Annotated in this window: 8 protein-coding genes; 7 read left to right on the top strand and 1 reads right to left on the bottom strand. The window is 61.0% G+C overall.

Annotated elements, in window-relative coordinates; all coding sequences use genetic code 11:
- The first annotated feature begins 48 nt into the window (after positions 1–48).
- The 5 genes from purL (at position 49) to glnB (ending at position 8,419) form a co-directional block, all read left to right on the top strand.
- Positions 49–3,939, top strand: coding sequence for a phosphoribosylformylglycinamidine synthase (gene purL, locus HA46_RS17960; protein WP_084885907.1), 3,891 nt, complete (start codon positions 49–51; stop codon positions 3,937–3,939).
- A gap of 559 nt (positions 3,940–4,498) precedes the next feature.
- Positions 4,499–5,926, top strand: a complete 1,428-nt coding sequence (locus tag HA46_RS17955) for a sensor histidine kinase (protein ID WP_033791857.1) — start codon at positions 4,499–4,501, stop codon at positions 5,924–5,926.
- 3 nt (positions 5,927–5,929) lie between these two features.
- A complete protein-coding gene (qseG, locus tag HA46_RS17950; protein WP_084885905.1) occupies positions 5,930–6,598 on the top strand; it encodes a two-component system QseEF-associated lipoprotein QseG in 669 nt (222 codons plus the stop codon).
- On the top strand, positions 6,598–7,932 hold the full coding sequence (glrR, locus tag HA46_RS17945; protein WP_033791854.1) for a two-component system response regulator GlrR: 1,335 nt from the start codon (positions 6,598–6,600) through the stop codon (positions 7,930–7,932). The genes qseG and glrR overlap by 1 nt, the downstream gene beginning before the upstream one ends.
- Before the next feature lie 148 nt (positions 7,933–8,080).
- Positions 8,081–8,419 (top strand): nitrogen regulatory protein P-II, encoded by a 339-nt coding sequence (gene glnB / locus HA46_RS17940; protein ID WP_033753971.1) that lies wholly within the window; start codon positions 8,081–8,083, stop codon positions 8,417–8,419.
- A 272-nt stretch (positions 8,420–8,691) separates the two neighbouring features.
- Here the strand turns inward: glnB and hmpA are convergent, their stop codons facing one another.
- Positions 8,692–9,876 (bottom strand): NO-inducible flavohemoprotein, encoded by a 1,185-nt coding sequence (gene hmpA, locus HA46_RS17930; protein WP_084885901.1) that lies wholly within the window; start codon positions 9,874–9,876, stop codon positions 8,692–8,694.
- 330 nt (positions 9,877–10,206) lie between these two features.
- Here hmpA and glyA point away from each other — a divergent pair, with 330 nt between their 5' ends.
- Together glyA and HA46_RS17920 are read left to right on the top strand one after the other, a co-directional pair.
- Positions 10,207–11,460: a serine hydroxymethyltransferase gene (glyA, locus tag HA46_RS17925; RefSeq protein WP_033791849.1), complete on the top strand. Its 1,254-nt coding sequence runs from the start codon at positions 10,207–10,209 to the stop codon at positions 11,458–11,460.
- 116 nt (positions 11,461–11,576) lie between these two features.
- Positions 11,577–12,450 (top strand): 3-phenylpropionate MFS transporter (locus HA46_RS17920; protein ID WP_143807669.1); only part of this gene is annotated, 874 nt, incomplete at its 3' end.

The following is a 12,450-nucleotide window of genomic DNA, read 5'->3' as shown; positions in this document are numbered from 1 at the left end:
GCTGTTGTGCCCTTTGAAGCGTCGCACGGCGCTCTGACGAGAGATTAAATGATGGAAATTCTGCGTGGTTCGCCCGCCCTGTCGGCATTTCGTGTAAACAAACTGCTGACCCGCTTTCAGGACGCTCACCTGCCGGTGAGTGACATTTACGCCGAGTACGTCCATTTTGCCGATGTCAGCGCACCGCTGAACGCTGATGAAAAAGCGCGCCTGCAGCGCCTGCTGAAATACGGTCCTTCTCTCGCCGAACACGCGCCGCAAGGCCGCCTGCTGCTGGTGACGCCGCGTCCCGGCACCATCTCACCCTGGTCTTCCAAAGCGACCGATATCGCGCACAACTGCGATCTGCCGCAGGTGCGCCGCCTGGAGCGCGGTCTGGCCTTTTATGTGCAGGCGCCGCAGCTTACCGATGCGCAGTGGCAGACGCTTCAGGCGCTGCTGCACGATCGCATGATGGAGACGGTTTTCAGCGATCTGTCGCAGGCGGAAGCGCTGTTCGCGCATCACGAGCCGCAGCCGCTAAAAAGCGTCGACGTGCTGAATAATGGCCGTCAGGCGCTGGAAGAGGCGAACCGCACGCTGGGGCTGGCGCTGGCGGACGATGAAATCGACTATCTGCTGTCGGCTTTCCAGCGCCTGGGGCGCAACCCGAACGACATCGAACTCTATATGTTCGCGCAGGCCAACTCCGAGCACTGCCGCCATAAAATTTTCAACGCCGACTGGATTATCGATGGCGAAAAACAGCCGAAGTCGCTGTTTAAAATGATTAAAAACACCTTCGAGACCACGCCGGACCACGTGCTGTCAGCCTATAAAGACAATGCGGCGGTAATGGAAGGCTCGGAAGTGGGACGTTTTTACGCCGACGCGCAAAAAGGCGAATATGAGTACCATCAGGAGGCGGCGCATATCCTGATGAAGGTAGAAACCCATAACCATCCTACGGCGATCTCGCCGTGGCCCGGCGCCGCGACCGGCTCCGGCGGCGAGATCCGCGACGAAGGCGCCACCGGACGCGGCGCGAAGCCGAAAGCTGGCCTGGTCGGATTCTCGGTGTCGAACCTGCGTATTCCCGGCTTTGAGCAGCCCTGGGAAGAGGATTTCGGCAAGCCGGACCGCATCGTCAGCGCGCTGGACATCATGACAGAAGGCCCGCTGGGCGGCGCGGCGTTCAATAACGAATTCGGGCGTCCGGCGCTGAACGGCTATTTCCGCACCTATGAAGAGCGCGTCAACAGCCATAACGGCGTCGAGCTGCGCGGCTACCACAAGCCGATCATGCTGGCGGGCGGCATCGGCAACATCCGCGCCGATCACGTGCAGAAAGGCGAGATTACTCTGGGCGCGAAACTGATCGTGCTGGGCGGCCCGGCGATGAATATCGGCCTGGGCGGCGGCGCGGCTTCGTCCATGGCGTCAGGCCAGTCCGACGCCGATCTCGATTTCGCTTCCGTACAGCGCGACAACCCGGAAATGGAGCGCCGCTGTCAGGAGGTGATCGACCGCTGCTGGCAGATGGGCGAAGAGAACCCGATTCTGTTTATTCACGACGTGGGCGCGGGCGGCCTCTCCAACGCCATGCCGGAGCTGGTAAGCGACGGCGGCCGCGGCGGCCGTTTCAACCTGCGCGACATTCTGAACGATGAGCCGGGGATGAGCCCGCTGGAAGTGTGGTGCAACGAGTCGCAGGAGCGTTACGTGCTGGCGGTGGCGCCGGAGAAGCTGGCGCAGTTCGATGCGCTCTGCCAGCGCGAGCGCGCGCCTTACGCGGTGATCGGCGAAGCGACGGAAGAGCAGCACCTGAGCCTGAGCGACAGCCACTTCGACAACACGCCTATCGATATGCCGCTGGACGTGCTGCTGGGCAAAACGCCGAAGATGACGCGCGACGTGGTCACGCAGCAGGCCAAAGGCGAGCCGCTGCTGCGCGACGGCATTACCCTTAGCGACGCGGTAAACCGCGTGCTGCACCTGCCGACCGTGGCGGAGAAAACCTTCCTCGTCACCATCGGCGACCGTACCGTCACCGGCATGGTGGCGCGCGACCAGATGGTCGGTCCGTGGCAGATTCCGGTGGCGAACTGCGCGGTCACCACCGCCAGCCTCGACAGCTATCACGGCGAAGCCTTCGCGCTGGGCGAGCGCGCGCCGGTTGCGCTGCTCGATTTCGCCGCCTCCGGCCGTCTGGCCGTGGGCGAAGCGCTGACCAACCTGGCGGCGACGCAGATTGGCGATCTCAAACGCGTGAAGCTCTCCGCTAACTGGATGGCGGCGGCAGGCCACCCTGGCGAAGATGCCGGCCTCTACGAAGCGGTCAAAGCGGTAGGCGAAGCGCTCTGTCCTGCGCTTGGCATTACGATTCCGGTGGGCAAAGACTCGATGTCGATGAAAACACGCTGGCAGGAGGGCATCGAGCAGCGCGAAATGACCTCGCCGCTGTCGCTGGTGATCACCGCCTTCGCCCGCGTGGAAGATGTGCGCCGCACCGTCACGCCAGAGCTGCAGGCGGACGGCGAAAACCTGCTGCTGCTGATCGATCTCGGCAATGGCGCGAACACGCTGGGCGCTACCGCGCTCTCGCAGGTCTATCGTCAGCTGGGCGACAAGCCGGCCGACGTGCGCGACGCGCAGCAGCTGGCGGGCTTCTTTAACGCGATCCAGGCGCTGGTGGCGCAGCAGAAGCTGCTGGCTTACCACGATCGTTCAGACGGCGGCCTGCTGGTCACGCTGGCGGAAATGGCCTTTACCGGCCACTGCGGCGTCGAGGTCGATATCGCCGCGCTGGGCAACGACCCGCTGGCCGCGCTCTTTACCGAAGAGCTGGGCGCGGTGATTCAGATTAAGGCCGAAGATCGCGCGGCAGTGGAAAAGGTGCTGGCGGAGCAGGGACTGGCAGCGTGCAGCCATGTTATCGGCAGCGCGCAGCGCGGTGACCGCTTTGTGATTCGCTCCGGCGACAGCGCGGTCTACAGCGAAAGCCGCACCACGCTGCGTACCTGGTGGGGCGAAACCAGCTGGCAGATGCAGCGCCTGCGCGATAACCCGATCTGCGCCGATCAGGAGCATGAAGCGCGTAAAGACGACAACGATCCTGGGCTCAACGTCCATCTGACCTTTAATCCGGAAGAGGATGTCGCCGCGCCGATGATCGCCACCGGCGCGCGTCCGCGCGTTGCGGTGCTGCGCGAGCAGGGCGTCAACTCCCATGTCGAAATGGCGGCGGCGTTCCATCGCGCAGGCTTTACGGCGGTCGACGTGCATATGAGCGATCTGCTGGCGGGACGTCGCGGTCTGGACGAGTTCCAGGCGCTGGTGGCGTGCGGCGGTTTCTCCTACGGCGACGTGCTGGGCGCCGGCGAAGGCTGGGCGAAATCCATTCTGTTCAACAACCGCGTGCGCGATACGTTCGAGAACTTCTTCCATCGTCCGCAGACGCTGGCGCTGGGCGTGTGCAACGGCTGTCAGATGATGTCTAACCTGCGCGAGCTGATCCCGGGCAGCGAACTCTGGCCGCGCTTCGTGCGCAACCAGTCAGAACGTTTCGAAGCGCGCTTTAGCCTGGTGGAAGTGGCCGCCAGCCCGTCGCTGCTGCTGGACGGCATGGCTGGCTCGCATATGCCGATTGCGGTCTCTCACGGCGAAGGCTTTGTGGAAGTACGCGACGGTGCGCATCTGGCGGCGCTGGAGTCCAAAGGACTGGTAGCGCTGCGCTTTGTCGATAACTACGGCAAGGTGACCGAAACCTATCCGGCTAACCCGAACGGCTCGCCCAACGGCATTACGGCGGTGACCAACGAAAGCGGCCGCGTGACCATCATGATGCCGCACCCGGAGCGCGTTTTCCGTACGGTAAGCAACTCCTGGCATCCGGCGGAGTGGGGCGAAGATAGCCCATGGATGCGTATCTTCCGTAACGCGCGTAAACAGCTAGGCTAATCCCGCCCAGCGCGCCAAAAGGAGACAGCGATGTCTCCTTTTTTATGTCTGTTGGCAAATGGCGACAATTGCCTCTCTTTGCTGTCTCTAAAAGGAGACATTTATCCTGATGATAATTAAGCGATTACTATTCAGGGTATCGATGTGTTGGGTTTTAGCGACAGAAGGGCGCGCGCAGCGGCGCATCAGGCGAAAGTCAGCGAGAGATAACCCGGCAACCCTCTGAAAAAGAATGTTATTTATTTTCTGGCACGAAGTTTGCTAATATTACCGCGTGGCTCATTCTCCTGTTTATGATTGCCCCGCTACGGCGGCAGAGCTCATAAAAACTGAATGACGCACCAAACGGAGCCTGCCGTCCACCAACCGATAATCGTTTGCTCTGCAACGTTATCAAGCATCGGGCGCAACGTTGAGTTAGGCTCCACCTTATTTTCAGGCGATGCTGCGGCGTCGCTCTCACGGCAGGCCGAAAGGCCTGCCGTTTTCATTTCCGCTCTATCTTCCACCGACGGACTTCGCTAGCATTCTCACAGCGTTTATTACAGGAAGCGACCGCGTGAGAAGATGGCGTTTATTTCCCCGATCGTTGCGCCAGCTGGTGCTGATGGCGTTTTTGCTGGTGCTGCTGCCGCTGCTGGTGCTGGCCTGGCAGGCCTGGGAAAGTTTGTCGGCGTTGAGCGATCGGGCCGCCGACACCAACCGCACCACCTTCACCGACGTGCGCCGCAGCGAAGCGATGGCGCGCACCGCCCTGGAGCTGGAGCGCAGCTACCGGCAATATTGCGTGCTGGGCGACGCCACCCTGGCGCGCCTCTATGAAACCCAGCGCGCGCGTTACAGCCAGATCCTGAACTCTCACGCCTCCAGCCTGCCCGCGCTGGCGGCGTTTCAGACGCTGCGCGCGATGCTGCCGCAGCTCGCCCAGCTCGAGTGCGATAACGGCAACCCGGTCGCTGCCGCCTCGCAGGCGCTGGAACGTTTTTCCGCCGTTAATGCGCAGCTGGTGCAAGAGACGCGCGAAGTGGTGTTTGCGCGCGGGCTGCAGCTGCAGCGCGAAATCGCCGATCGCGGCCAGTTTTTCGGCTGGCAGGCGCTTATCCTGTTTATCGTCAGCCTGGCGCTGGTGCTGCTGTTCACCCGCATGATTATCGGGCCGGTGAAAAGCGTCGAACGCATGATCAACCGGCTCGGGGAAGGGCGCGAGCTGGGCGCGACCGTGGCGTTTCGCGGCCCGCGTGAGCTGCGCTCTCTGGGACAGCGCATCGTCTGGCTCAGCGAGCGGCTGGCGTGGCTGGAGACGCAGCGCCATGAGTTTCTGCGCCATCTTTCCCACGAGCTGAAGACGCCGCTCGCCAGCCTGCGCGAGGGAACGGAGCTGCTGGCGGATGAAGTAGTGGGCGCGCTGAACGGCGACCAGAAAGAGGTCGTGGCGATCCTGGATGCCAGCAGCCGCCATCTGCAGCGCCTGATTGAACAGCTGCTTGACTACAACCGTAAGCTGGTGGAGGGGCCGACGACGCTGGAGACGGTGGATATCGGCGAGCTGGTGGATATGGTAGTCAGCGCCCATGCGCTGCCGGCGCGCGCTAAGCTGATGCATGTGCACTGCGATCTTCAGGTGAAAAGCTGTCTGGCGGAGCCTGTGCTGCTGATGCGCGTGATCGACAACTTATACTCTAACGCCGTGAACTATGGCGGCGAATCCGGTAGCATCTGGCTGCGCAGCCGGCTGCACGGCGACAAGGTGTGGATAGAGGTCGCCAACAGCGGCACGCCGATTCCCGCTAAAGAACGGGAAATGATATTCGAACCCTTTTTCCAGGGGAGTCTGCAGCGCAAAGGGCCGGTAAAAGGCAGCGGGCTGGGACTGAGCATCGCCAAAGACTGTCTGCGCCGCATGCAGGGGGATCTGCTGCTGATCGACAGCAAAGATGCCGACGTTTGTTTTCGTATCGTACTGAATCACACAGCCGGGAATCACTGACAGATGAATATTGTCTTCGCCTCACTTTCCGCCGCGCTGCTGAGCCTTTCGCTCAACGGCTGCAGCGCCTCCCCGGCCGCTTCGTCCGCGCATCGCGACGCCGTCGTCGCCGAGCCGCAGGTCAGGCTCCCCGATTATCTGGCGACTGATTGCGCCAGCGTCTGGCGCAACGAAAGCGCGGCGGCAACGGGTAATCCGCTTTACTGGCTGCGCGCCATCGACTGCGCCGAGCGCCTTTCGCCCGCAGAGGCGCGCGCCGAAGCGCATCGCTGGCCGGTAGAAGGCTGGGCGCGCGCCTTTAAAAACGGCATCCTGATGGCTAACGGCAACGTCACGCCGCTGGAGCGCCGCGATTACGTCGACGCGCTGGATGCGTACAGCAGCCGCTTTCCAGGCGCGGTGCGCCCGCTGATTCAGCTGTGGCGCGGCAATCAGGTCGCGCAGCTCGATCTCAGCGAAACGCGCACGCGCTTCGCGCATTTGCAGCAGAGCAGCGATGCGCAGCTCGACGCGCTGCGTCAGCAGCAGACGCAGATGCGCCAGACCCTTAACGACACCCAGCATAAGCTGGAGCGCCTGACGGATATTGAACGTCAGCTCTCTTCGCGCAAAGCGCCGGACGTCACCGAAAGCGGCCATGCGCCGGAAACCTCGCCGCATGAGGAGCCCTAATGGCCAGACAATCCGCACGTCTGCTGCTGGTGGATGACGATCCCAGCCTGTTAAAGCTGCTGGGAATGCGCCTCAGCAGCGAAGGTTACCAGATCACCACCGCCGCCAGCGGGCCGGAAGCGCTGCGCCTGCTGCAGAAAGAGCAGATCGATCTCGTCATCAGCGATTTGCGTATGGATGAGATGGACGGGCTGGCGCTGTTCGGCGAAATCCAGAAGCGTAACCCCAGCCTGCCGGTGATTATCCTTACCGCGCACGGCTCGATCCCCGACGCCGTCTCCGCTACGCAGCAGGGCGTATTCAGCTTCCTGACCAAGCCGGTAGACCGCGACGCGCTCTATAAAGCGATCGACGATGCGCTGGCGCAGCGCGCGCCGGCCAGCGACGACCGCTGGCGCGAAGCGATCGTCACCCGCAGCCCGATTATGCTGAGGCTGCTGGAGCAGGCGCACATGGTGGCGCAGTCCGACGTTAGCGTCTTAATCAACGGCCAGAGCGGCAGCGGCAAAGAGGTGCTGGCGCAGGCGATCCACGCCGCCAGCCCGCGCGCGGGCAAACCTTTTGTCGCCATTAACTGTGGCGCGCTGCCGGAGCAGCTGCTGGAGTCGGAGCTGTTCGGTCACGCCCGCGGCGCGTTTACTGGCGCAGTAAGCGCGCGCGAAGGGCTGTTTCAGGCGGCGGAGGGGGGCACGCTGTTTCTGGATGAAATCGGCGATATGCCGCCGTCGCTGCAGGTGAAGCTGCTGCGCGTGCTGCAGGAGCGCAAGATCCGTCCGCTTGGCAGCAATCACGATATCGACATTAACGTGCGTATTATCTCCGCAACTCATCGCGACTTGCCGAAGGCGATGGAGAAGAAAGAGTTCCGCGAGGATCTCTTTTACCGCCTCAACGTGGTCAATCTAAAGCTGCCGGCGCTGCACGAGCGTACCGAAGATATTCCGCTGCTCGCCGGCCATCTGCTGCGTCAGGCGGCGGATCGGCATAAACCGTTTGTACGCAGCTTTTCCGTGGATGCGATGAAGCGCCTGATGACGGCGAACTGGCCGGGCAACGTTCGCCAACTGGTAAACGTGATCGAGCAGTGCGTCGCGCTTACCTCGTCGCCGGTGATCAGCGATGCGCTGGTCGAGCAGGCGCTGAGCGGCGAGAACAGCGTATTGCCGACCTTCGTCGAGGCGCGAAACCAGTTTGAGCTGAACTATTTGCGTAAGCTGCTGCAGATGACCAAAGGCAATGTCACCAATGCCGCCCGGCTGGCCGGGCGCAATCGCACCGAGTTTTACAAGCTGCTGTCCCGACATGAACTGGACGCCAGCGATTTTAAAGAGTAGCTTTCTGGCGCGATGAAGCGCCTGAGAGCGTCGACGAATGCCCCGGCGGCTGGCGTGCGTTGCGGGCAACGCGCCTGTAGCCTGCGGCTGCGGGTCTATACTTACAGCACCCCATCCGGCCACGGAGGGAGTGATAAAAGGGTCTGACATGAAAAAGATTGATGCGATTATCAAACCATTCAAACTCGACGATGTGCGCGAAGCCTTAGCCGAAGTCGGCATCACCGGGATGACGGTCTCTGAAGTGAAAGGGTTCGGTCGTCAAAAAGGCCACACCGAGCTCTATCGCGGCGCGGAATATATGGTCGATTTCCTGCCGAAGGTGAAAATCGAAATGGTCGTAGGCGACGACATCGTCGACACCTGCGTGGAAACCATTATGAAAACCGCGCAGACCGGTAAAATCGGCGACGGTAAGATTTTTGTTTTCGACGTGTCGCGCGTGGTGCGTATTCGTACCGGCGAAGAGGACGAAGAGGCGATTTAATGCCGAAAAGATGCGGGCTTGGTCTGTTAGCTAAGTGCCAGCGCAGGTGATATCGCCCGATCGCAAAGACGCAAAACAGCGCGTCCTTGCCAGCTCGTCCCGCGCGATTACGCACCTCATCCCTGAGGTGCGCCCATAAACGGGCTAACGCGCTGCGTTGTTTAAAAACGCTCTCGCCGTTTTTGTCTCTGGCGTGAGACGCTTTGCTCTTCGGTTCACACCACCTGCTACCGGGCATTATGTGCCGTCCGCAATCGCTTCCAGAAGCAGGATCAAAGCCCTTTATGAGGCCCAAACACTTCATAGTGAATGCGTGACGCCTCTACACCCATGTCGCGCAGTTGACCGGCGATAAACTGCATAAAACCGACCGGACCGCACAGCCAGAACTGCGTGCGCCCATCCTGCAATCGCGCGAATTCGGCAGCCAGATCCATTACGCCCTCGGCATCGAAACGGCCGGCGTCGGCCGCCTCCGGCACGCGATACCAGACGCGTTTCTCAAAGTCGCGCAGGCGAGCGCCCGTCTCGGCCACTTCTTCCGCAAAGGCGTGCTGCACGCCGTTTTCCGCCGCATGCAGCCAGGTCACCGGCGCGGCATGTTGCTGTTCGGCCAGCGCATGCAGCATCGCCAGCATCGGCGTTACGCCGACGCCTGCAGAGATCAGCGCGACTGGCGTCTCTCTGCCTACCTCCATAAATACGTCGCCGTGCGGCGCGGTCAGATCCAGCACATCGCCGACCTGCGCTTTTTCATGCAGCCAGCCGGAGACAGTGCCCTGCGCGTCGCGTTTCACCGCAATGCGGTAGCTTTTGCCGTTGCTGGCGTGGGTAAGCGAATACTGGCGATTCTGCTGAAACTCGAATTCGGCGGGATGCAGATGCACGGTGAGATACTGGCCTGGTTTAAACGCTGCTACCGCGCCGCCGTCAACCGGGGCCAGAGTAAAGCTCTTGATAACGGAACTTTGCGCGTCGATAGCGGCAATGCGGAAGGGGCGCGTGCCGCGCCAGCCGCCTTCCTGCTGCTCGGTTTCCTGATAAATCGCCTCTTCGCGCTGGATAAAGACATCGGCCAGCACGCCGTAGGCGCGACCCCATGCCGCCAGCACCTCATCGCCTGGATTCAGCAGCTCTTTAATCGTGGCCAGCAGGTTGTCGCCGACAATCGCATACTGTTCCGGCTTGATCGCCAGGCTGGCGTGCTTTTGCGCGATCTTTTCGACGGCGGGCAGCAGCGCCGCGAGGTTATCGAGATTCGCGCCATAGGCGCAAATAGCGTTGAACAGCGCTTCGCGCTGGTTACCATTGCGCTGGTTGTTCATATTGAAGACGTTTTTGAGTTCGGGGTGCTGCGATAGCATGCGGTCGTAGAAGTGAGCGGTAAGCTTCGGTCCTACTGCTGCGACTGCGGGAAGAGTGGATTTCACGGTGGCGATGGTTTGTGCGTCAAGCATGGGAATACCTCAGGCTGTGTAAAGTTGTATTTTAAATACATGTTATAGCCGCGCCCTTAAGGTTGTAAATAAGCCGCTGCGAAATGGGGCTATTGCGCTGGCAAAGTTTTGGTACAAACAGGAAAAAGGGTTATCACAACCTGATGAAAAATCGTGAAGAGCATGCCGCACGTAAAAGCGTAAAAAACCTTTGCCAGCGTCGAGCCAATCGTTTGCGTGCAAAGCGGAATTGGCGCTACCGTCACCTGGCAAAACGGTTTACACTGTTGGCCTTTGCTCCTTAAGGGAGCCTAAACCGCCGTTAAAAGTTAGCTGAGTCAGGAGATGCGGATGTTAAAGCGTGAAATGAACATTGCCGATTATGATGCCGAGTTGTGGCAGGCGATGGAGCAAGAGAAAGTGCGTCAGGAAGAGCACATTGAACTGATTGCTTCTGAAAACTACACCAGCCCACGTGTAATGCAGGCGCAAGGTTCGCAGCTCACCAATAAATACGCGGAAGGGTATCCGGGAAAACGCTACTACGGCGGTTGTGAATATGTCGACATCGTTGAGCAACTGGCAATCGATCGCGCCAAAGCGCTGTTCGGCGCCGACTTCGCCAACGTGCAGCCGCATTCCGGCTCTCAGGCTAACTTCGCCGTCTATACCGCGCTGCTGCAGCCGGGCGACACCATTCTGGGCATGAACCTGGCGCACGGCGGCCACCTGACTCACGGTTCGCCGGTCAACCTTTCCGGCAAACTCTACAATGTGGTGCCTTACGGCATCGATGAGAGCGGCAAGATTGACTACAACGAGCTGGCGGAACTGGCGAAAACCCATCAGCCGAAAATGATCGTCGGCGGCTTTTCCGCCTATTCCGGCGTCTGCGACTGGGCAAAAATGCGCGAAATCGCTGACAGCGTCGGCGCTTACCTGTTCGTCGATATGGCGCACGTGGCTGGCCTGGTCGCCGCTGACGTCTATCCGAACCCGGTGCCGCATGCGCATATCGTCACCTCGACCACCCATAAAACCCTGGCGGGCCCGCGCGGCGGCCTGATCCTGGCGAAAGGCGGCGACGAAGATCTCTACAAGAAACTTAACTCTGCCGTCTTCCCGGGCGGGCAGGGCGGTCCGCTGATGCACGTTATCGCCGGTAAAGCGGTGGCGTTTAAGGAGGCGATGGAGCCGGAGTTCAAAGCCTACCAGCAGCAGGTCGCGAAAAACGCCAAAGCGATGGTGGAAGTGCTGATTGCGCGCGGCTACGACATCGTGTCCGGCGGCACCCATAACCATCTGTTCCTGATCGATCTGGTGAGCAAAAACATGACCGGCAAAGAGGCGGACGCCGCCCTGGGACGCGCCAACATCACCGTTAACAAAAACAGCGTGCCGAACGATCCGAAAAGCCCGTTCGTCACCTCCGGCGTGCGTATCGGTACGCCTGCCGTAACCCGTCGCGGCTTTAAAGAAGCGGAAGTCCGCGAGCTGGCCGGCTGGATCGCCGACGTGCTGGACAACGTCAACGACGAAGCGACTATCGAACGCACCAAACAGAAAGTGCTGGAAATCTGCTCGCGTCTGCCGGTTTACGCGTAAGCGAACGCCTGCGCGATCGTAATTGAGGATGGCTACGGCCATCCTTTTTTATTGCCGTTTTTAGGCTAAAATCGCGCGCACTTACTTATCATGGACGCTTTGCTGCGGGAGGCAGAATGACCATCGGCTCGGCGAAATGGCTCGGTCTTGGCTATTTCACTTACTTTTTTTGCTACGGCATCTATCTGCCTTTCTGGGGCGTCTGGCTTAAAGATACCGGCCTCGACGCCGAAAAGATCGGCCTGCTGTTGGGCTGCGGCATGGTGGCGCGCTTCATGGGCAGCTTGCTGATCGCTTCACAGGTTAAACACCCGGCGCAGCTGATTACCGCGCTGCGGCTGCTGGCGCTGATGACCTGCCTGTTCGCTGCCGGCTACTGGATAGGGCAGCAGTGGCTGTGGCTGCTCTTCGTGATGGTGGGCTTTAACCTCTTTTTCTCGCCGCTGGTGCCGCTCAGCGATGCGCTGGCCGCTACCTGGACGCAGCAGATCGGACTAAAGTACGGGCCGGTGCGGCTATGGGGATCGCTGGCCTTCGTGATTAGCTCCGCGCTGACCGGGCTGCTGGTGAACCACTGGTCATCGCAGGCGATTCTGGCGCTACTTTCCGTTGGCGTTCTGGCGATGCTGGGCGGCATGCTGTTGCCGCCGCATACCCGACCGCACGGCGAGGAGCGGCACAGCGCGGCAAGCGGCGGCTGGCAGGCGTGGCGCGATCTGCTGCGCGAGAACAGCGTGTGGCGCTTTATGCTGTGCGTCACGCTGATGCAGGGCGCGCACGCCGCCTATTACGGCTTTAGCGCTATCTGGTGGCAGCAAAGCGGCTATTCCGCTTCGGTGGTGGGTTATCTGTGGTCGCTCGGCGTGGTCGCGGAGATTGCGGTTTTCGCCCTGAGCAATCGCCTGTTTCGCCGCTGGCGCGCGCGCGATCTGCTGCTGCTCTCCGGCCTTTGCGCGCTGGCGCGCTGGACGCTGCTGGGCGCGACAGTTG

The organism is Pantoea septica (assembly GCF_002095575.1).
In the GTDB taxonomy this organism is placed as follows: Bacteria; Pseudomonadota; Gammaproteobacteria; order Enterobacterales; family Enterobacteriaceae; genus Pantoea; species Pantoea septica.
This window is presented reverse-complemented; position numbering and strand designations above follow the sequence as displayed.